The organism is Halalkalibacter sp. APA_J-10(15) (genome assembly GCF_023017105.1).
Lineage (GTDB): Bacteria > Bacillota > Bacilli > Bacillales > Bacillaceae_D > Halalkalibacter.
The window spans coordinates 22082-41913 of the sequence record NZ_JALKEV010000016.1 but is presented as its reverse complement, the minus strand read 5'-3'; the positions used below and the strand labels follow the sequence as shown (position 1 = coordinate 41913).

20 protein-coding genes are annotated in these 19832 nt (G+C 35.8%); 10 read left to right on the top strand and 10 right to left on the bottom strand.

Annotated features, from left to right (window positions below; all coding sequences use genetic code 11):
* The first annotated feature begins 57 nt into the window (after positions 1–57).
* Complete coding sequence (gndA, locus tag MW695_RS17265; protein ID WP_247106699.1) at positions 58–1464, top strand: NADP-dependent phosphogluconate dehydrogenase; 1407 nt, start codon at positions 58–60, stop codon at positions 1462–1464.
* 147 nt (positions 1465–1611) lie between these two features.
* On the top strand, positions 1612–2631 hold the full coding sequence (locus tag MW695_RS17260) for a Gfo/Idh/MocA family protein (protein ID WP_247106773.1): 1020 nt from the start codon (positions 1612–1614) through the stop codon (positions 2629–2631).
* Positions 2632–2725: 94 nt separating this feature from the next.
* Here the strand turns inward: MW695_RS17260 and MW695_RS17255 are convergent, their stop codons facing one another.
* The 3 genes from MW695_RS17255 to MW695_RS17245 all read right to left on the bottom strand — a co-directional run bounded on the left by MW695_RS17255 (position 2726) and on the right by MW695_RS17245 (position 4821).
* The gene (locus tag MW695_RS17255; protein WP_247106698.1) at positions 2726–2908 is read right to left on the bottom strand and encodes an H-type small acid-soluble spore protein; all 183 of its coding nucleotides are present in this window, start codon (positions 2906–2908) and stop codon (positions 2726–2728) included.
* Between the two features lie 70 nt (positions 2909–2978).
* Positions 2979–3932 (bottom strand): calcium/sodium antiporter, encoded by a 954-nt coding sequence (locus tag MW695_RS17250; RefSeq protein ID WP_247106697.1) that lies wholly within the window; start codon positions 3930–3932, stop codon positions 2979–2981.
* Between the two features lie 46 nt (positions 3933–3978).
* Entirely contained in the window at positions 3979–4821 is an 843-nt protein-coding gene (locus MW695_RS17245) for a VanW family protein (RefSeq protein WP_247106696.1), read from the bottom strand.
* Positions 4822–4961: 140 nt separating this feature from the next.
* Between MW695_RS17245 and speD the strand changes: the two genes are divergently transcribed.
* Both speD and ytvI read left to right on the top strand, forming a co-directional pair.
* Positions 4962–5768: an adenosylmethionine decarboxylase gene (gene speD, locus MW695_RS17240; RefSeq protein ID WP_247106695.1), complete on the top strand. Its 807-nt coding sequence runs from the start codon at positions 4962–4964 to the stop codon at positions 5766–5768.
* Between the two features lie 86 nt (positions 5769–5854).
* On the top strand, positions 5855–6964 hold the full coding sequence (ytvI, locus tag MW695_RS17235; RefSeq protein WP_247106694.1) for a sporulation integral membrane protein YtvI: 1110 nt from the start codon (positions 5855–5857) through the stop codon (positions 6962–6964).
* Positions 6965–6985: 21 nt separating this feature from the next.
* Here the strand turns inward: ytvI and MW695_RS17230 are convergent, their stop codons facing one another.
* Positions 6986–7168, bottom strand: coding sequence for a hypothetical protein (locus MW695_RS17230; protein ID WP_247106693.1), 183 nt, complete (start codon positions 7166–7168; stop codon positions 6986–6988).
* 128 nt (positions 7169–7296) lie between these two features.
* On the opposite strand from MW695_RS17230, the gene MW695_RS17225 reads away from it, so the two are divergent.
* The gene (locus MW695_RS17225; RefSeq protein WP_247106692.1) at positions 7297–8676 is read left to right on the top strand and encodes a Glu/Leu/Phe/Val family dehydrogenase; all 1380 of its coding nucleotides are present in this window, start codon (positions 7297–7299) and stop codon (positions 8674–8676) included.
* A gap of 143 nt (positions 8677–8819) precedes the next feature.
* On the opposite strand, the gene MW695_RS17220 is transcribed toward MW695_RS17225, so the two are convergent.
* Positions 8820–9926: an AbrB family transcriptional regulator gene (locus MW695_RS17220; protein WP_247106691.1), complete on the bottom strand. Its 1107-nt coding sequence runs from the start codon at positions 9924–9926 to the stop codon at positions 8820–8822.
* Positions 9927–10055: 129 nt separating this feature from the next.
* On the opposite strand from MW695_RS17220, the gene MW695_RS17215 reads away from it, so the two are divergent.
* Both MW695_RS17215 and MW695_RS17210 read left to right on the top strand, forming a co-directional pair.
* A complete protein-coding gene (locus tag MW695_RS17215) occupies positions 10056–10433 on the top strand; it encodes a hypothetical protein (RefSeq protein ID WP_247106690.1) in 378 nt (125 codons plus the stop codon).
* Positions 10423–10986, top strand: coding sequence for an endolytic transglycosylase MltG (locus tag MW695_RS17210; RefSeq protein WP_247106689.1), 564 nt, complete (start codon positions 10423–10425; stop codon positions 10984–10986). The genes MW695_RS17215 and MW695_RS17210 overlap by 11 nt, the downstream gene beginning before the upstream one ends.
* Positions 10987–11058: 72 nt before the next feature.
* Here MW695_RS17210 and MW695_RS17205 read toward each other — a convergent pair whose 3' ends face one another.
* Positions 11059–11691 (bottom strand): trimeric intracellular cation channel family protein, encoded by a 633-nt coding sequence (locus MW695_RS17205; protein ID WP_247106688.1) that lies wholly within the window; start codon positions 11689–11691, stop codon positions 11059–11061.
* Between the two features lie 169 nt (positions 11692–11860).
* On the opposite strand from MW695_RS17205, the gene MW695_RS17200 reads away from it, so the two are divergent.
* Entirely contained in the window at positions 11861–13030 is a 1170-nt protein-coding gene (locus MW695_RS17200) for an LL-diaminopimelate aminotransferase (protein WP_247106687.1), read from the top strand.
* 113 nt (positions 13031–13143) lie between these two features.
* Here MW695_RS17200 and hmpA read toward each other — a convergent pair whose 3' ends face one another.
* Complete coding sequence (gene hmpA, locus MW695_RS17195) at positions 13144–14364, bottom strand: NO-inducible flavohemoprotein (protein WP_247106686.1); 1221 nt, start codon at positions 14362–14364, stop codon at positions 13144–13146.
* 189 nt (positions 14365–14553) lie between these two features.
* Between hmpA and MW695_RS17190 the strand changes: the two genes are divergently transcribed.
* Positions 14554–15018, top strand: coding sequence for an RrF2 family transcriptional regulator (locus MW695_RS17190; protein WP_247106685.1), 465 nt, complete (start codon positions 14554–14556; stop codon positions 15016–15018).
* A 40-nt stretch (positions 15019–15058) separates the two neighbouring features.
* Here MW695_RS17190 and MW695_RS17185 read toward each other — a convergent pair whose 3' ends face one another.
* Positions 15059–16015, bottom strand: coding sequence for an L-lactate dehydrogenase (locus MW695_RS17185; RefSeq protein ID WP_247106684.1), 957 nt, complete (start codon positions 16013–16015; stop codon positions 15059–15061).
* A 190-nt stretch (positions 16016–16205) separates the two neighbouring features.
* On the opposite strand from MW695_RS17185, the gene MW695_RS17180 reads away from it, so the two are divergent.
* Entirely contained in the window at positions 16206–17684 is a 1479-nt protein-coding gene (locus MW695_RS17180) for a methyl-accepting chemotaxis protein (protein ID WP_247106683.1), read from the top strand.
* Between the two features lie 46 nt (positions 17685–17730).
* Here the strand turns inward: MW695_RS17180 and MW695_RS17175 are convergent, their stop codons facing one another.
* Together MW695_RS17175 and MW695_RS17170 are read right to left on the bottom strand one after the other, a co-directional pair.
* Positions 17731–19035: an MFS transporter gene (locus tag MW695_RS17175; protein WP_247106682.1), complete on the bottom strand. Its 1305-nt coding sequence runs from the start codon at positions 19033–19035 to the stop codon at positions 17731–17733.
* Positions 19035–19808, bottom strand: a complete 774-nt coding sequence (locus tag MW695_RS17170) for a glycerophosphodiester phosphodiesterase (RefSeq protein ID WP_247106681.1) — start codon at positions 19806–19808, stop codon at positions 19035–19037. The genes MW695_RS17175 and MW695_RS17170 overlap by 1 nt, the downstream gene beginning before the upstream one ends.
* Positions 19809–19832: the final 24 nt, after the last annotated feature.

The following is a 19832-nucleotide window of genomic DNA, read 5'->3' as shown; positions in this document are numbered from 1 at the left end:
AAATGATGACGAATATATGATAGAATAATAAAATGTTAAAAAAGAGGAGTGGTAGAGATGAATAAACAACAAATAGGTGTCATTGGCCTTGCTGTTATGGGGCGAAATTTGGCACTGAACATTGAAAGCAGAGGATATTCTGTCTCTGTTTTTAACAGATCTTCTGACAAAACAGAACAAATGCTAAAGGAAGCAGAAGGTAAAAAGGTCGTTGGTACATATAGCATAGAAGAATTTGTTCAATCATTAGAAACACCTAGAAAAATCATGCTAATGGTTAAAGCTGGTTTTGCAACTGATGCTACAATTGAACAACTATTACCTCATTTAGATAAAGGTGATATTTTAATTGATGGTGGTAACACATTCTTCGAAGATACGCGCCGTCGAAATAAAGAATTGGCTGAATCGGGCATTCATTTCATTGGAACTGGAGTTTCAGGTGGGGAAGAGGGTGCATTGAAAGGTCCTTCTATTATGCCTGGTGGTCAAAAGGAAGCTTATGAACTCGTAGCACCGATTTTTGAGGCGATCTCAGCAAAAGTGGGTGACGATGCGTGTACGACATACATTGGCCCTGATGGCGCTGGACATTATGTAAAAATGGTTCATAATGGAATCGAGTATGGAGATATGCAATTAATTTGTGAATCTTATCATTTAATGAAAAATGTTTTAGGATTAAGCGCACAAGAGCTGCATGAAACATTTAATGAATGGAATGAAGGTGAGCTTGATAGTTATTTAATCGAGATTACGAAGGATATCTTCACAAAAGTAGATGATGAAACAGGTAAACCACTAGTCGATGTTATCTTAGATACGGCTGGTCAAAAAGGGACAGGAAAGTGGACTTCACAAAGTTCATTGGATTTAGGTGTCCCACTTTCAATCATTACTGAATCTGTATTTTCACGTTTTATTTCTGCCATGAAGGATGAACGTGTGAAAGCAAGTAAGATCTTAAATGGTCCTAATCAATCTTTTGATGGTGATAAGAAAGAATTTATTGAAAAAATTCGCAAAGCCCTTTATTTAAGTAAAATTGTTTCTTACGCTCAAGGTTTCGCGCAAATGAAAGTGGCTTCTGAAGAATATGATTGGAATTTAAAGCTTGGAGATATTTCAATGATTTTCCGTGGCGGATGCATTATTCGTGCGCGCTTTTTACAAAATATTAAGGAAGCCTATGACCGCGATCCGAACCTTGCCAATTTATTACTTGATCCATATTTCAAGGAAATTGTTGAAAATTATCAGGATGCAGCACGTGACGTTGTTGCAACAGCTGTTAAGTTAGGTATTCCTGTTCCTGGACTGTCCAGTGCATTAGCATACTATGATAGCTACCGATCTGCAGTCTTACCGGCTAACTTACTACAAGCTCAACGTGATTATTTTGGTGCTCATACGTATCAACGTGTTGACAAAGAAGGAGTATTCCATACAAATTGGATGGAATAACCAGTTGTAATTACATTGGCTGTTCAGAAAGGTTTTCCTTTTTGAACAGCTTTTTTAATAAGCTAAGCGATTTAATCTAAGTAGCAGTATGGTTTTAGAGAAGAGAGGAATTCTTATTGTAAAGAACTAAAGGAGTGACTTTTATTGATGAATTCTTTTCGAATTATATTAGTAGGTTGTGGGGCAATGTCACACATTTGGGTGGATTATGTTCAAAACAAAAAGGATGCAACAATCGTTGCTTTAGTAGATATAAATGAGGAAAGTGCTAGGAAAGTTGCTGAGCGTTTTCAATTAGATGTTCCTTTTTTCTATTCAGTTGCAGAGGCAGCAAGTAAAACAAATGCAAACCTCGTCTTTAATACGACAATTCCTAAAGTACATAAAGAGGTAACGTTAGAAGCTTTTCATCATCATTGTGATGTTATTTGTGAAAAACCAATGGCAACAAGTTTAGATGATGCTAAACAGCTTGTATCAGCAGCCAAAAAATATAATCGTTTTTATGCTATTATGCAAAATAGACGGTATTCGTACTCGATTCGTTCTTTACGTGAGCAGCTCTCAAATGGAATCATTGGAGATCAGCAATCGATTCATGCGGATTTTTTTCTTGCACCTCATTTCGGTGGTTTTAGAGATGCGATGGAAAGTCCACTTATTATTGATATGGCTATTCATACATTCGATCAAGCTCGGTTTATTAGTGGTTCTGACGCTGTTTCAGTCTATTGTCACGAATATAATCCAAAAGGTTCGTGGTATTCTGGTGCAGCGAATGCTTATTGTATATTTGAGATGTCTAATGGCTCAGTTTTCACATATAATGGATCATGGTGTGCGGAAGGTGCACCGACTTCATGGGATGCGAGTTGGCGTATTGTTGGTACAAAAGGTACAGCCATTTGGGGTGGCTCAGAAGAAGTTTATTATGAAACGATACAAGCTAACCAAGGGCAGCCATTTCTACACGAGTATGAAAGTAGAGAGATTGAAGTGAACACAAGTGGAAATGAGGGACATCATCGTTCTCTCGATGATATGTTTCTTGCTCTTGAAAATGGTGAGAAAGCAGAAACCGATTGTGAAGACAATGTAGAGAGTATGAAAATGGTGTTTGCTGCGATTGAAAGCGCTAAAACGGGAGAACGCGTGATCATAAAATGAAAGAAACGAGATTGTCTGTCGAGGCGACTGAAAAAGTTTGGTTATTAACTTTTTCAGTCGCCTTTGTCTGACAATCTCTTTCACTGATGAGGAATCAACGGTGCTCAATGAGTTGGTCTACATTGACGACAAATTCATTGTCTGGTTCATGTAATGAGAAAATGCGCGCAGTTGCACTCTGTTCATTGACTTGTTGAATATATATTTGTTGATCTAAATAAGTAACATGTTTCATATCGGGAGACTGTGAAATTTCCTTAGCTCGCAAAGTGTTCATAATTACTCTCCTTTGGTGATTTGACTTACTGTAGTAGTGTAGGCAGTTGAGTAAGGCAATATTCTGTTATTTAATTCCGAATAATAATGTAAATTAAATAAGCTACATAGGCTAAAGTCAAAATAAATCCTTCAGCTTTAGCAACGGTGTAGCTCGTTCTTGAGAAGATAAATAGCATGACTGTGAGTACAAGTAGAATAATTAAATCAATGATCAGTTTACTAGAGACGGTTAATGGTGTAATTAATGAGGCCAGTCCTAGTACAAAGAAAACATTAAAGATTGAACTCCCAACTACGTTGCCTAAGGCCATCTCACTATGCTTTTTCATAGCAGCCGTTATGGAGGTTACTAGCTCTGGTAGTGAAGAACCGATTGCTACAATCGTTAATCCTACAAGTGTCTCACTCATTCCAAATTGATAGGCAATCGTTGTACTTGTTTCTACGACAAAATAGCCGCCAAGAACAATTGCAGTAAGACCGAAGATCGAGAACAGAACACTTTTTTTTAGAGAGTGAGCTGGTTCATAATTTCTTGATTCAATTGAATCGTTTCGACTATTTTTGGCTGCTTCAAAAACGTAATACATAAAAATAGTGAAAAATAAAAGTAAAATGACCCCATCACTTCGAGAAATCAAATAATAAGTATTTTGATTGGTTGAATCAAGTAATAGTACGAGTAAAACGACAGCTGATAAAAAAGCAAAAGGAATCTCTTTACGGATTGTCACAGACTCTACTTTCAATGGGAAAATAAAAGCGGTTAGTCCGACGACTAAAGATAAATTTAATAAATTACTTCCGACAATGTTTCCAACTGTCACATCAGAATTACCTTCTAAGGCAGCGATAATACTGACAGTGGCTTCAGGAGCCCCCGTCCCAAAAGCAACAATCGTTAAGCCGATTATAAGCGGAGAGATATTTAAGGAATGCGCTATAGAAGCAGAACCTTCTACAAACCAATCTGCCCCTTTTATTAACAAAAGAAAACCTAGAATTAATAAGAGATAAGTCAAATCGATTCACCTCACTATAATTTCACGTACCGTAATAATTTTTCATCTACATATTAATATCGTCTGAGGAGAATAGAGAAATGGTCAGTTGTCCGCCGTAAATGAAGCTTCGTATTAAAACCGGTTGATTATAATTATTTTGAAAAGTGAAATCTGGGCCATACCAACTAACTGTAGCGTCTCGACCAGGAGGTACATAAGGAACCCTTTTACTATGGCTGTAGCGTTCGACAATTTTCAAATGAGCATAATCAACTGCATTGTACAAAGTCGATGAGACTTGACAAATTCCACCACCTACACCTTCAGAAAGTTCACCGCGTATGATGATTGGCGCCGGTAAGTAACCTCGTTCAATCGTTCTTTTTCCAACGACATGATTAAATGAAAATGTTTCACCCGGAAAAACAACAAAATTATTAATGGAAGCTGCTGCCAATTTAATATTATGAGATCGCTTTTTGTTGCGTTTATTAAAATAAGTACTGAACGAGCTAATATGATTCGTTTTAATATGTGCAAGTAACTCAGTGTCAACTTTCGGATAAGTTGCGATGATAGGTGCATCGATTTTACTGCTTCCATGTTCGTAGAAATATTTTACAATTAATTGATTCATGGAAAACCGATTTAAGCGATAGCCATTTTCTTCAGCAATCATACCACCATTTTCAGCAATTGTCGCATTTTGGGCCGGCTTTTGCACAACCGTTTCTATCGTGCGTATTATTTCATGTAATTGATCATGATTAATCATTTGTGTTCCTAGAAATGGGTGCTGTAATGCTTGATGATCAATTGAATATATTAACTCGTTTTCATGATAGATCATTAAAGGTTCTTCGACAGGTGTAGGTAGAAGTGCAAGAAATAAGAACAATGAAAGCATAATGTATTTTAACCTCCTACTGTTAGTATGAGTCAATTCTTGCTTTTCTATTGAAGGAAGTTTTGATTTTTTGTTCCTGTTTGCTTAGGCTTTTTTGGGGAATGGTAAAACTAAAGATGTTGTTAAAGGGGGAGATGAACTTGAAGGATGGGTATAACAAGCGGATTGAATTGCACGGCTTTAATAATCTAACGAAAACGTTAAGCTTTAATATGTACGATATTTGCTATACAGAGACGAAGGCAGAAAAAGAATCGTATATCAATTATATTAATGAACAGTATAATGCTGATCGACTTCAGCATATATTAACAAATGTAACCGAAATAATTGGAGCGCATGTCTTAAATGTATCCAAGCAAGATTACGTCCCACAGGGTGCTAGTGTGACAATTCTTGTTTCAGAAGGTCCCGTTGTAGAAATTCCCATACATTCTACAGATGATAAAGTCCCTCTACCTGATTCGGTTGTGATGCAATTAGATAAGAGCCATATAACGGTTCATACGTATCCAGAATATCACCCATACGAAGGGATTAGTACATTTAGAGCTGATATTGACGTTTCAACTTGTGGGGAAATATCTCCACTAAAGGCATTACCATATTTAATTCATTCATTTGAAACGGATATCATGTCCATTGATTACCGTGTACGCGGTTTTACAAGAGATGTAAACGGAAATAAATTATTTATCGATCATGATATTGATTCGATTCAAGATTATATACCTGATCATGTGAAGGATGAGTATGACATGATGGATGTAAACTTACATCATGATCATATTTATTACACCAAGTGTCGCCTTAAGCAATTTCGATTAGAAGATTATCTGTTTACACCTCGACATCAGCTATCAAATATGGATAAGAGTCAGATCACGAAGAAAGTTAAGAATGAAATGGATGAAATTTTTTATGGTCATGTAACTAAAAATGAATAGATTGAAATGCTAGTTCATACGTATTTTTAAAAGAATGCGTTTATTTATGTCTTAAGCAAGCAGGCTGAGGAAGAGGAGAATGTACAGTGAAATCTAGTTATATTATTCGTTTACTTTTGCTAATCATTTTACTCATATTAAGCTGGTATTTAATTTCTGTCTTATTTACTTTAACTTTTCCATTTCTTATAGCTGTGCTTTTAGCCTTTTTGATGAATCCACTCGTGTCCTTTTTTGAAAAGCGAATGAGGCTACCAAGAACCGTATCTGTTATGGTAGCCATTTTTTTTATATTTGGAGTAATTGGATCAATACTGACACTTATTAGTTGGTTAGTCATTGATGGAGTTCGTTACTTATCACATTATTTACCTCCTTATATTGAAAAGGCATCAATTTCCTTGCAATTTTACATAAACAATCAAATCTTGCCACTGTGGCACTCTAGTATTGGTTTTATTGAACGTTTAAATGCTCCACAACGCTCTTTTTTGGAGAATGGAATTGAGCAGCTTGGAGAGCAGTTGGCGATAGTATTAAGCTCAGTAGGTCAGTCTATTGCCAATGGCTTATCTTATATTGTATCTGCATTACCGATCACGTTTACGGCAATGATGGTTACATTGTTAGCATTATATTTTATTAGTCGTGATTGGAATGTTTATATGTCTCAAATCAAAACGACCGCATCAACAGATTTCTTAAAACGAAGCCAATCTATTTTTAAGGCATTACAACATAAAGTAATTGGCTATGTATATGCACAGTGTATCCTTATTTCCATAACAGCACTTATTTACTTTTTAGGGTTTGTTATAATTGGTGTAGAACATCCGTTAACGATAGCTCTTATCATTGGGCTAATTGATTTTATTCCTTATGTAGGAACAGGTATCATTTTAATTCCTTGGGCGATTTATTCACTAGTTATTGGAGATGTTTTGTTTGCAATAGGTTTATTTATACTGTTTGGGATTGCCATGCTCGTACGACAATTAATTGAACCAAAAGTACTTTCCTCCAATATGGGACTACATCCTTTATTAATGCTCATGTTTTTATTTATTGGCTTTCAATTATTCGGAATGGTTGGATTAGCACTTGGACCGATGCTATTAGTTGTAGTTGTAACGTTATACCAAGAAAATGTATGGCATGATCTTTGGCAGTATGTTATGAGTGAAAGCAAGATGTAGTGCTCTCACTCATGTACACCATTAAGACGGATTATGTTGGCTTTCTTCATAAGCAATTAACCGAACTTCTTTATTCGCTTCTTTGTTTAAACGAGTTTCTAGCGCTTTTATCTCATCAATTAGATGGTGATCGAGTCTTGCAGCAGTGTATCGATCTTCGGGAATGTCTTCATACATATTCGTCTTCGGCTCCTTTTTATACATTGTGATTAGTGATAGTTTCCGCAAGTATTGTTACAATTATGTTAGAACGAAATGGTAAGTTTAAGACATGCAAAAGAGTGGTACGAGAATACTGTACTGACTTACATGAAAATAATGGAGGTTTTTTAATGGCAAAACAGACAAGTGAAATCGTGAAACAATCGTTAGACGTGCTAATGGAAGACAAAAGTTTTTTACCCGAGCTAACAGGAGAATCTAGAGCTAAGGCATTTGCTTCTTTAGTGGCTATTTTATCGACACCGAATCAAGTACATAAGTCCTTTTTACGGATCTCATTAGAAAATGGACATGTCGTTCGTATTCCATCCTTTCGAGTTCAGCACAATAATGCATTAGGACCGTATAAAGGAGGTATTCGATTTCATGAAACGGTACAAGAGGACGAGGTTATTAATTTAGCCGCTTTAATGACATTAAAAAATGCACTTCATGATGTACCTTTTGGAGGTGGAAAAGGTGGAGTCATCGTCAATCCGCGGGAACAATCGATAAAGGAACTACATCTAATTTGTAAGAAATATGTGCAATATTTTAGTGATAGTCTTGGACCAGATAAGGACATTCCTGCACCGGATGTCGGAACAAGTGAAAGAGAAATGGATTGGATGATGGCAGAATACAAAAGCATTAGACCTGGACAAGCGTATTTTGGAAGCTTCACCGGGAAAAGTATTGAAAATGGTGGTTCTTTAGGGAGAAGGGAAGCGACCGGAAAAGGGGTTTATTTTTCATTACGATATATGTTACATCAATTTTTGAATGATCATAAATCATTGTTAACGAGTACGAATAACAGGTTTGCTAAAACGGTGTTAGCTTTTGAAAATAAACCATTACAAATAGCGATTCAAGGCTTTGGAAATGTTGGTTCAGTAGCAGCACTCGAAGCCTATCATTGTTCGTATTTACAAAATAAAGTAGTAAGCGTGAGTGATCGAAATGTCATGCTATATAATTCAGAAGGACTAGATATTCCAACATTAGTCAAATATACGATGGCTCACAATGGTGATTTACCAATAAACGAAGCAGAATTAAATGAGCACGGGATTAAAGCAACGATTCATTCTAACTATGAGATTCTGTCCTTAAATGTAGATGTATTAATTTTGGCAGCGCTTGAAGATCAAATTCATAGTGAAAACGTAAATGATGTGAAAGCTCAAATCATTGTCGAAGGAGCAAATGCTCCTGTAACAGCAGAAGCTGATGAGATCATTAATCAGCAAGGGAAAATAATCATTCCAGATATTTTAGCTAATGCAGGTGGAGTTATTGTCTCATATTTTGAATGGCTACAAGGGAGAGAGACACAATTTCATACAGAAGATGAGATTATTCATATGCTCTATAATAAGATGAAAACAACGATGGAAATGATTCTACCAAGGTTCTTTGGAGATCCGTTCCCACTCAGACAAAATTGTTATATCCATTCTGTTATGAGGCTTTCAACTGTATTATTTAAGCAAGGAAAGTTATATTAAGAAGCTGCTATCGTTTGCACTCATTTCAGGGTTGAAAGGCTACAGATTTTCTTTATAGAGAAACGATTTACAATCTTCTTCGCCTCATGCCATCCACAATCTAAGCTAGAACTGCTTATCGCGAAATAGATAAGCGGTTTTAGCTATGAGCATTTCTTTAATCGTTTTCTTTTACGTGAAAAATACCATTGTAAAGTTATAGGAACTACAGTGATAATGAGTAAGATTCGGATCATTTGCAAAGAGCTAACGATGGCTGGATCCGCACCAACAGAAGAAGCGGTTAATGCCATTTCAATAAGTCCGCCTGGGGCAAGACTCAATATAGCTGTAGCATAATCCATTGAAGTAAGAAATGCTAATATCGTACCTAATCCAAATGAAATAGAAATGATGATCAGTGTCGTAATGAGAAAATGAATACAGTAAGCACCGCCTTTTTGTAAATCTTTGATGGATATTGATATGCCTAATCCGATTCCAACTGATAATTGAGCAAGCACGACGAACAAAGAGGGAACAGTCGGTAAATCAATGATTGACATGTTAAGAAATGCTGTCAAAAGCATCGGGATTAGAACGATTCCTGCTGGGATTTTCTCTTTTAGGAGAAATCCAATAGTAATTGGTATGATGAACCAAAGTAGTGATAATTCAATATGTAAAAATGATTCATTTGTTTGAGAAACGAATTCACGATCTGGATTTGATGTGTGAAATAAAATAATAATAACAGATGGTACCGTGAAAAGAACCGTAACAAGTCGGATTGTTTGGAAGATCAGAACAAATGAAGAATTAGCTTTCAAATCTTCACTTGCAATGACCATCTCAGTCAACCCTCCAGGGATCGTACTTAAAACACTCGTTACTTGATCGATTTGAATTGATTTTGAAATAAGAGTTCCGATCATTATACATATTATAATGAGAATAATAGTAAGTAATACATATGGAATGAAGAATGGAAAAATCATTTGAACAGAAGATAATGTAAAATAAAGACCAAAATAAATGCCCAAAATCGTTAGCCCACTATTTTTTAGGTAATCGGGCCAAATCATATCTCTTTTACTTATCGTTTTCCAGATCACAACAAAAAGTAATGGACCTAAGACCCATGGTAGTGGTAGTGATATAGACATAGCAATTACTCCACCTAAAAGACTAATGAATAGAACTTCACTAATGCGTAAAACATTCATAACAGCATCACTCCAACTTTTACAAGCTACTAATACTATTTTCATAAAATATAACACCATTTGTCGAACTACTGACTATTTTCATATTTTCTTATTTTAAATCGTAATTGCTTCACTTTCAATGTATAATAAGAATGGTTGAAAATCGTAAGGTTGAGGGAGGATGTATAACAGATGGGATGGGCTTTACTTCTCATTTTTATAGTAGCTATTATTTTGCTTTGTTGGTCGCTCTTTTCTAAGGAACAATCAACAGAGAAGAAACAAATGGAACAATTTTCGGTTTCCGTTATGCAAGAGGTTGATCATTTGCAACAGCAAATAAGAGATTTAGAACTTGATCAGGATATTATTGCGCAAGAGGCAAATATACCGTCGAAAACATCTCAAGAACGTAAAGTACTGCGTGAATTATTAGACCTTCATAGAAGAGGATATTCTATGGAAGGAATTGCTCATGAAAAAGGGTTATCAGAAAATGAGGTTATTTTGCTATTAACTCCATATATTGAAGCTAAGCAAGAAAGGAGACAAGCAGCAAATGACGGTTAAGACGGTCAGAGCATTTGCTTCAGGCCTCCTAATGGCAGGCGCTATCTGTGGAATCGCCTATGCTGTTGATACAGGCTCCGCAGAAGAGTTAGAAAATGAGGCTACTGATGAAAATGTACACTCAGACTCTAATGATGAACAAATTAATGATCAATTGTCTGAAGATGATTATTCGTTAGAGGATATGACATCTGAATTGATAAATGAAGGTTACATTGTCAGATCAGAAGATGAATGGCAAACGATTCTTGATGAATTAGATGAAAGTCATGAGGAAGAGTTAAATGAATTACGTGATAGGATTAGTGAGTTAGAAGATCACGATGAAAATAGTGATGGAGCGTCTGTTATATATCGAACGATATTAACGGTTACACCTGGTATGACGAGTATTGATGTAGGACAAGCTCTTGAGAGAGCTAATATTATTGACCGGGCGATGGATTTCTTTGATGAAGTAGAAGATCAAGGATTGGCAAATAGCTTGAAACCTGGAACGTATGAAGTAGATAGTGAAATGTCATTGTCTGAAGTGATTAGTGAAATTTTTTAATAGGAACGTCATTTCTTATTAAAAAAAGGATGAACCTAGCGAGAAGCTAAGTTCATCCTTTTTTAGTGTGCTCTATTTACTATATGTTGGGGAGTTGGACTGCTTGAATTGAAATTTTGGAAGTTGCCAGTCAAAATGGACGGACAATAGTCGTAATACGACAATGAGGCAAAGTAAAATATATAAACTCATACCGGTTGGGAATATATTCAAACCGATTAATAATCCAGCTAACATTGCCCATAGAGCATAAATTTCCTTTCTAAAAATCATCGGCTGACGCTTTGCTAGTAAATCACGGACGACACCACCACCACAACCCGTTAATGCGGCGGCTGTAATAACAGCAATAAGAGGTAGTTGTGCTTCTTTAGCAAACATAGCTCCTTGAATCGCAAATGCGGCAAGCCCAAAAGCATCCACTGTATGTCCCCATTTATGCCAATGCTTCATAAAAATACTAGGAAAAATAAATAAAAGGGTGATAGAAATAAAAGCAACGATAAACAGCGTCCCTTGTTCCCATAAGGCAGATACAGGGACACCGATCAGTAAATTTCGAATGGCACCTCCACCGAAGGCACAACAAAAGCCTAAAGCAAAAACACCTAATAAATCATAATCACATTCTTTATCTAGTGCGACCATGGCTCCACTTAAAGCAAAGGCGATCGTTCCGATAATATTTAATACATCCCACACCACAGCGCAGCACACTCCTTACCTTTCACAGATGTCTAACAAACATTATAAAGCAAAAACACTGAAAATAGTGAACTTTTTCGTAAATTTCATCTAATTTGTTCGGATATACTCGTGTGAATGGAGGAAATGTTATAATAAGCAATAGAATTTGAAGAAATGAGGAGTTTTTATGGTGTTCTTATCTAAGAAAATGGAGCAGTTTCAAACAAGTATTTTTACTGAATTATCCGTATATAAAGCAAAGAAAAAAAAGGAAGGTAGAAGTCTAATTGATTTAAGCATTGGAAGTCCAGATTTACCTCCTCCATCTTTTATTGTTGAGGAATTAGTGTCTCAAGTACAAGATGTGAGTCAATATAAGTATGCATTAGATGGAATAACGGAATTGCATGAAGCGATTCACTCTTATTATATTCGTCATTATGATGTAGAAGTGCATGCACAACATGAAATATTAAGCTTAATGGGATCACAGGATGGACTTGTTCACCTTCCGAGCGTATTGGCAAATGAAGGAGAAGTTATTTTAGTTCCCAATCCTGGTTATACAGCTTATGCAGCAGGTATTAGCCTAGCAGGAGCTATTCCTTATTCAATGCCCCTTAGCGAAGAAAATCAATTTTTACCTAATTTAGAGGCTATTCCAAGCGATATTAGAGAAAAAGCGAAATTAATGATTATTAACGTACCTGGAAATCCAATCCCCAACATGGCTGATACAGACTACTTTGAGAAGCTCATTCATTTTGCAAAAAAGCATGACATTTTCATTTTGCATGACTTTGCTTACTCCGAGCTTTATTATGAGAAAAAGCCAATAAGTTTGTTGGCGATAGAGGGGGCAAAAGAGGTTGCTATTGAATTTAACTCCTTATCTAAAAGCTTTAATATGGCTGGTTGCCGAATTGGGTACGTTGTGGGTAACGCTACTGTCATACAGGCATTAAAACGGTTAAAATCGAACCTTGATTTCGGAGTGTTTATTCCTATTCAGAAAGCTGCAGCTCGTGCTTTAAATGATCGCTCAAGCTTTAGTGGGAATTTAAGAGACGTTTACAGAAAAAGAAGAAATACGTTAGTATCTGGTTTACATTCAATAGGGTGGCATGTAGATCAACCTCAAGCTTCGATGTTTGTTTGGGCAAAAATACCATTCGATATTAGCTCCTTAGAACTTGCATACCGATTTATTGATGAAACAGGGGTTGTCATGATACCAGGGATAGCATTTGGTTCAGAAGGTGAGGGTTATATGAGAATGGCTTTTGTACAGGACGAGGTAGTGTTACAAACCGCTGTCAACCAATTAAAAACAAGTTCTTTTTTTAATAATCGTTGAGTTGATCGAGACTGGGGCAAAAGTGTTTGAATAAATGAGAAACCGAGCAAATAAAACGATTTTCAGTTGAGCACTTTCTTTTATATCCCAGCCTCTTTCTATATGTCTTAATTTTATGATGTCGCAGGTTCTATCGCCATTGCAGGTCCAAAAAATTCATAACGTACCTCACTTTGATGTAATCCTAATTCATTTAAATAAGAAATCATTAGTTTCATGAAAGGGACAGGGCCACAAATATAGAAAATCCCTTGATCTGTAATCATTTCTGTTAAATGTTCCTTCTTAATAAATCCTTTAAAATCATAATCCTCATGTAAACGATCAGCCTTTTGCGGTTCGCTAAAAAACGTTATACTCTTGCCATTTTTTAACGTAGTCATGAGTTGTTTAATTTCCTCTTGGAAAGCACGAGTCTTACCATCTTTTGCAGCGTGGATAAATGTAAGATTTCGATTAGGGTTATGCAAAGCAACATATTTAGCCATACTTAACAGGGGAGTAATACCAACACCACCACTTAGAAAATAAATGGGATTCTCATTTGCTTCACTAAGTGTGAATTCACCTGCAGGAGCTGTTAATTCTAATTCGTGCCCAACGTTAATTTGATCGTGAAGATAATTCGAGACTTTTCCTTCTGGTTGGTGTTCGTTTTCTCGCTTTACAGATATACGCAAGTACGGTTTCCCAGGTACATCTGATAAACTATATTGTCGATTGGATAAATAATTCTCCCCAGGTAGTTGTACACGAATTGTAACGTATTGACCCGGTTTAAAGTGTGGGATAGCACCCTGGTCTACTGGCTGTAAGTAAAACGAAGTAATACATTTACTTTCTACTTGTTTACGTATCACTTTAAATGCTCTGTAGCCATCCCATCCACCTATTTGCTGAGCCGCTTCTTCATACATTTCATTTTCCACATCAATAAATACTTGAGCAATAACGCCATATGCTTCTTCCCATGCGTCTAATATGTCTTCAGTAGCGGCATCACCTAATACTTCTTTAATAGCTTTTAATAAATATTTACCTACTATAGGATAATGTTCAGCTTTTATTTGTAAACTTCGGTGCTTATGAGCGATTTGTTTTACTTTTGGCAATAATACTTCCAACTGATCGATATTTTGTGCTGCAGCATAGACAGTGTTGGCCAAAGCGGTTTGTTGTCGTCCTTTTTTTTGATTTGCATGATTGAAAATATGTAATAGCTCTGGGTGTTCATTAAACATAGATTCATAAAAATGACTTGTAATATCAACTCCTTTATTTGCTAAAATCGGCGCAGTAGATTTAATAATTTTAATCGTTTTTGTCGATAACATGATAAACCTCCATTAAACATATATTTTAAATACATCTTTAATTGTAAAAGGGAATAATATTAAAAGCAATATTTATTATACATGTTTAAAAAGTGTTCACATTTCGAGTGTTGTTATTATAAATTTAAAATGATCTATGTTATGATAATTTCACTTACAAAAAACATTGTAGTATATAAGGGGCTTACTATGAGATTAACGAATTATACAGATTACTCATTACGAGTACTCATTTATTTGGCATTAAAAGATAAAGAGGAGCTTTCTAATATAAAAGAGATTGCTGATTTCTATCAAATATCTAAAAATCATTTAATGAAAGTCACATATGAACTAGGGAAGTGGGGAATAATTGAAACGATTAGAGGGAGAAACGGTGGAATCAGATTATCAATTGATCCGGAAGAAGTGAATATCGGGAAAGTTGTGCGAAAAACAGAGGATGATTTTCATTTAGTGGAATGTTTCGATGCTTCTCGAAATGATTGTATCATTTCACCGGTATGTGGTTTGAAGCATGTTTTAAATGAAGCGTTGGTAGCCTATTTAAACGTGTTAGATCAGTATACATTGAAGGATATTTTACAAAATAAACAAATGTTATCGCAATACCTATCATCGAATTCTTCAGAAAAAAAACAACAGGAGGGTTAAGCTCCCGTTGTTTTAGAAGCGACTTTCATGGAATGCTTTTTTAGTTTATTTTAAAGTGGGGGGCAAGTATATCTTTTAAAATGTGAGCACTTTTATGAAAAGCAATGGATTCTTCCTCATTTAAATCAAGCTCAACGATTTCCCTAATTCCTTCGCGGTTAATAATAGTAGGAACACCAATATAGACATCCTTTTCATTGTATTGTCCATCAAGGTGGGCAGATACAGTCAGAATGGCATTTTCGTTGTTTAAAATCGCTTTCGTAATACGAACTAATGCCATAGCAATGCCATAATAGGTAGCGCCTTTTCCTCTAATAATGTGATAAGCAGCATCTCTAACATTCTCAAATAACTGCAGTAAATCCTCGATATTGTACTGTTCGTGACGTTTAATCATCTTCATAATAGGGACTCCACCAATATCAGCGAGACTGTAGACAGGCAGTTCACTATCACCATGCTCGCCAATAATATAAGCATGTACATTTGTAGGTGCAACATTAAAATATTCACCAAGCATAAAGCGGAGCCGAGCCGTATCAAGTGTTGTCCCAGAACCAATAACACGCTCTTTAGGTAAGCCGCTAAACTTCCAAGTGGCATAAGTTAAAATGTCAACAGGGTTTGTTGCTACTAAGAAAATACCATCAAATCCACTATCCATCACTTGTTCAACAATGCTTTTGAATATATTTACATTTTTCTCGACAAGATCTAGTCTTGTTTCTCCAGGCTTTTGGTTAGCTCCAGCACATATGACAACGATGTCTACGTTATAACAATCCTCATATGTTCCGAATCGCACATGTGTAGGCTGAGGTGCGAAGACTTTTCCATGATTAAGATCCATGACATCACCGATTGCCTTTTCTTCATTTAAATCAATTAATATAAGCTCATCAACTATGCCTTGATTAATAAGTGAAAATGCATAACTAGACCCTACAAACCCTGTTCCAATTAGAGCAACTCGATTTAGTTTAATGTATGCCATTTCATCACATCCTTCATTCATTGTGAACGTACTATATATGGAGTATATCACTTTTCCAATGATTTAAGTTAAGTTTGCTCAATATTTCACAAACTATCCACATCTTTTAAAAAAAAGACAAATAGATTAATGAGTGGTAAAATAGTAGCATGATTTAATACACATATACCAGTCGCAAAGGAGAATAGAGATGAATCGTGTACAAGAGATGATCAATCGTGATTTCAAAGTGAAGAACAAAATGATGCTTATTATTTTTTCCATTAGTATTTTAGCAGGTGCTATTTTATCCTTTGTGCAAGGAGAAACGGGAAAAGGAATCTATTATTTAAGTCAAGCGCTCTTATTATTAATAGCCTTTCTCGTCGTTTCATACATATTTAAAAAAGCAGCTGTTTTTCCATATAGCTTTATACTCATTGTTGCTGGATATACGATATCATATTCGCTTTTTTGGGGTGGGGGATTTGGAATTATATTCATCGCTTTTTTCTATTTACTATTTTCTGCTTTCCACTATCGTCATCGGATTTTTATCTTTGGATTAGTTCTAGGTTTTGCGATGATTCTTATTGAATTTTCAATAGGGGAATCTCAACATGAAATATATGCTTCTTTACAACCTTTTGTCCTATTAATTTATATACTAATGGGATTAGTACTCTATGGAATGATTCGAATTAATCATCAACAATCTTTGACATTACAAGAAATGCTTACGAAGGAAGAAGAGGCCAGCCGTAAAGAATCATCTCAAAAAGAGTTGCTCGTAACGGATCTAAAGGATATTACGAGCAATGTTAAGGAGGCTAATGAGAAGCTGAGAACAAATAATGAATCACAAAGTGAAATGGCTACAGCTATTAACCAAATTGCTGTAGGGAGTCAAACGCAAAGCGAACAAGTTATTGGAATATCAATGAATGCGCAGGAAATATTGACAATGATGAATCAATTAAATGAAAAATCGACGGAATTAAAAGGTGAAACGAATTCAACAGCAGACCAAGCGAACGAAGGTCAAAAGCTAATTCTTGGATTACAATCTTCAATGAATGAGTTACAAACGTTTGTTGGTCAGTTAAATCAGACCTTTCAAATATTAACTGAGAAAATTGAGGAAACGACAACTTTTACGAGCGATATTCGCGAAATAACTGAGCAGACTAATTTACTAGCTTTAAATGCTTCCATTGAAGCAGCTAGAGCGGGAGAAGCTGGAAAAGGCTTCTCGGTTGTTGCGAATGAAATTAAGAAATTAGCTCATATTACACATCAGACAACGGAGAAAATTACTAGTAATTTACATGAGGTGAATGATCAAAATCGATTAACGGTTGATAAGCTATCGCTGAGTAGTAGTCAGTTTGAGACGATTTTACAGTCAACACATACTGTGAAAAATAACTTTGATGGTATTACGAGTACGATTCAACAATTAGTACAGCAGTTTGATGAGTTTGATACGTTATCGGATACAGTAAAAGAACAATCAACAAACGTGGATTCTTCAACACGTTCATTAGCTAAAATTATATATGAAACGTCAGCTAGTTTAGAGGAGCTAACAGCAACAATCGAAACATTAAAGCAAGATAATGAGGAGATTGCGTCATTAATTACTGCGACAACAGAACGTGCTCAAGACATTATTGAGAAGCAACAATAAGCGATAATAGCTAGCCTTAAAGAGAAGAACTTTAAGGCTAGCTTTTTTATCCTTGTAAATCGGTGTTGGCCATCGGTTGATTATCGTGTTGTGATGAAATAATGATGTGTCCTTTCCTTAAGAAATAGAAAGCGATGATGAAAGTAAATGCTGCACAATAGAATAAACTGGAGTGTCCAATTAAATCCATGAAAAGACCTAGCAAACCTGGTGCAATAATAGAAGAGGCCATAGAAAATAAGTAGTATAACCCAGTAAAAAAGCCGATGCGATGGACACCTCCTAAGTCAGCAACTAATGGGTATGCTTGAACATTAATGAAAGCCCAGGCAATTCCACTTAAAAATAGGACAGCTTGGAGTATGAGTATTAATGAATGACTACTATTATCGCTAACAAACAGAGGAAGTAATGGAATAAGAATAAAGAGTAAAGGTAACGCAATAAGTCCAATAAACATCGTAGGGGCTTTTCCTAGTTTAGAGCCGAGAATACCGGCCGGGATAGCAAACAATACAAATGAGAGACTAAAAAATCCAAGTGTCATTCCTGCAACATTTTCATCTAGCTGTAAATATTCGACAGCATAAACAGTGAATTGTGCTTCCATACCTGAATAACCAATAAAGTAAAGAAAAATGGCAATGAGAATGAGAAGCTGACCACGATATTGTTTTTCTTTTAATTTGAGTAAAGAATGTGTAAAGGATAATGAAGCTTGTGTTTCTTCTAAGCTATCGTTTGAACGGTTAGAGTAAGCTGGTTTTCGATCGACAATATAATAAAGTAGGATAAATGATAAAATTAGAAAAATACCGGCAACAATAAATGGGAAGGCTCGATTTATGACAAATAAGTTAGATAGTACAAACAATGCAATAATGGCTCCGATTCCTCCCATCAGATTGATAACACCATTAGCAGTGGACCGTTTGGAAGGGTGGGTATGATCGGGCATAAGGGCAATTACAGGTGCTCTATATATCGTCATTGCTAATAAAAAAATAATATCAATGATAAGTAATAGCCAAAGTGTGACGGTAGCGCTGTATGGGATGAGAATGAAAAAGATTGCTGCGACAGGCATTCCTACTATGATAAACGGTAATCTATTCCCAAGTGGAGATTGTAGCCGATCTGACCAAGAACCAATTAAAGGGATTAATAAGACAGCAAGCAAATTATCTAGTCCCATAATGGCCCCGCGAATCGCTCTTGATTCAATGAAATTACCTAAAATTAACGGCATATAAGCATTGTAGAAAGTCCAAATCATCGTTAGGGCAAAAAAACCACTACCGATAGCAGCAATTTTTTTATAGGAAAAGGTAGGAGCACTCTGAGTATTCATTACGTTCTCTCCTCAAATTCACTCATTTTAGAATGTTCGTCATACTTTTGTCGAATCAATAAAGCTTGATCAACGTGATCGGTAATAACGGCTGGGCATTGATAAAAGATAAGTCGCTTTAAATCCTCTTCCTCATTTACCGTGAAAGGTCTAACGGCTATTTGTTCTGTAGCAGCTTGATCTATTATTGGCTTTTGAGCAACAGGGTAAAAGCAATGTAACCCACGTGCTCCGACTGTTCGTGCATAATCCCATGGCTTATATAAGCCCTCCATAAACAAAATGGCGGTTTCAATATTAGGATTTAATTCCGCAATTTTTGCGAGGCTATAATGGTTAAATGATGATAGAATGATTTGATCTTCTAATTCATATGTAGTAATCATTTCAAGGATAATTTCCTCAAGCCCTTCATATGAAATCATGCCATTTTTTAATTCAATATTGGTTATCAAATCCGTTTGCTTTACCCACTGGAAGTATTCGTCCAACGAAGGGATTAAACATTTCTGTTCGTGATTATTTTTGATGGTTCCAGCGTCCCATTTCCTTAGCTCATTAAAGGTGAAATCCTTTACAAAACCAGCTCCATCTGTTGTTCGATTAATGGTTTCATCATGAATAATGACTGGAATGCGGTCTTTTGTTAATTGTACGTCTAACTCAATTCCGTCGGCTCCACTATCATAAGCTGCTTGAAATGCAACCATCGTATTTTCTGGATATCTTGCAGAAAAACCTCTATGTGCAAAAATCATTGTTCTATGCTTCAACTCATTTCACTCTCCTTCATTGTT

Coding starts and splice junctions, on each gene's coding strand:
- gndA (WP_247106699.1), top strand. CDS start 58: ATGAATAAACAACAAATAGGTGTCATTGGCCTTGCTGTTATGGGGCGA.
- MW695_RS17260 (WP_247106773.1), top strand. CDS start 1,612: ATGAATTCTTTTCGAATTATATTAGTAGGTTGTGGGGCAATGTCACAC.
- MW695_RS17255 (WP_247106698.1), bottom strand. CDS start 2,908: ATGAACACTTTGCGAGCTAAGGAAATTTCACAGTCTCCCGATATGAAA.
- MW695_RS17245 (WP_247106696.1), bottom strand. CDS start 4,821: ATGCTTTCATTGTTCTTATTTCTTGCACTTCTACCTACACCTGTCGAA.
- MW695_RS17230 (WP_247106693.1), bottom strand. CDS start 7,168: ATGTATAAAAAGGAGCCGAAGACGAATATGTATGAAGACATTCCCGAA.
- MW695_RS17225 (WP_247106692.1), top strand. CDS start 7,297: ATGGCAAAACAGACAAGTGAAATCGTGAAACAATCGTTAGACGTGCTA.
- MW695_RS17220 (WP_247106691.1), bottom strand. CDS start 9,926: ATGAAAATAGTATTAGTAGCTTGTAAAAGTTGGAGTGATGCTGTTATG.
- MW695_RS17215 (WP_247106690.1), top strand. CDS start 10,056: ATGGGATGGGCTTTACTTCTCATTTTTATAGTAGCTATTATTTTGCTT.
- MW695_RS17210 (WP_247106689.1), top strand. CDS start 10,423: ATGACGGTTAAGACGGTCAGAGCATTTGCTTCAGGCCTCCTAATGGCA.
- MW695_RS17200 (WP_247106687.1), top strand. CDS start 11,861: ATGGTGTTCTTATCTAAGAAAATGGAGCAGTTTCAAACAAGTATTTTT.
- hmpA (WP_247106686.1), bottom strand. CDS start 14,364: ATGTTATCGACAAAAACGATTAAAATTATTAAATCTACTGCGCCGATT.
- MW695_RS17190 (WP_247106685.1), top strand. CDS start 14,554: ATGAGATTAACGAATTATACAGATTACTCATTACGAGTACTCATTTAT.
- MW695_RS17185 (WP_247106684.1), bottom strand. CDS start 16,015: ATGGCATACATTAAACTAAATCGAGTTGCTCTAATTGGAACAGGGTTT.
- MW695_RS17180 (WP_247106683.1), top strand. CDS start 16,206: ATGAATCGTGTACAAGAGATGATCAATCGTGATTTCAAAGTGAAGAAC.
- MW695_RS17175 (WP_247106682.1), bottom strand. CDS start 19,035: ATGAATACTCAGAGTGCTCCTACCTTTTCCTATAAAAAAATTGCTGCT.